The 477-nt window shown below is 59.7% G+C and carries 1 protein-coding gene; it reads right to left on the reverse strand.

The genetic code is table 11. From position 1 onward, the window contains the following. Window positions 1-64 precede the first annotated feature (64 nt). Window positions 65-280: a DUF3606 domain-containing protein gene (locus GSQ79_RS09690; protein ID WP_158808515.1), complete on the reverse strand. Its 216-nt coding sequence runs from the start codon at window positions 278-280 to the stop codon at window positions 65-67. Window positions 281-477 lie beyond the last annotated feature (197 nt).

Genomic DNA, 477 nt, shown 5'->3' on the forward strand with positions numbered 1-477 from the left:
CGGCGCATGGCGTCCTGGCTGCGCGTGATGGAGTAAAGATTACACACGACGTCTCACAATGAGCCTAGAGGTTGACCGGCGACACGCTGGCGCGGTCCAGCTTCAGCCGGTCGGCTTCGGCGTCCAGCGTCGCGCGTACATTGCCGAACTTCGCGATCAGCCCTTGGGCCTCCTCGTGCGTCAAGCCATGCTTCTTTGCGAAGTAGGAGACTTCGTAGGGTTCGTCACCGGCGACGGTGCGGCGATCCTCGGTGCCGGTCTTGGTCTTGTCGTCGGACATGATGCAGCCTTCGTCGTAAAGGGTTGAACTGGCGGAACGACCTCGGGCGCGTCAGGTTGCCATTCATGGCGCCGATGGACGTTGCGCGTTGTTGTGATGTCATTCAACGTTGTGCACCATCGGCTTGAATCTTCGAGACGTCGCGATCACCAAGCTCACCAAAAAAGCGAAAACGCACCATCAGGTGGGAGCACTGC

Origin of the sequence: Beijerinckia sp. L45, assembly GCF_009765775.1 — a bacterium.
Classification (GTDB): domain Bacteria; phylum Pseudomonadota; class Alphaproteobacteria; order Rhizobiales; family Beijerinckiaceae; genus RH-AL1.

What these genes read in the sequence shown, in the direction of transcription:
- GSQ79_RS09690 (WP_158808515.1), bottom strand. Translation starts at nt 280, where the DNA reads ATGTCCGACGACAAGACCAAGACCGGCACCGAGGATCGCCGCACCGTC.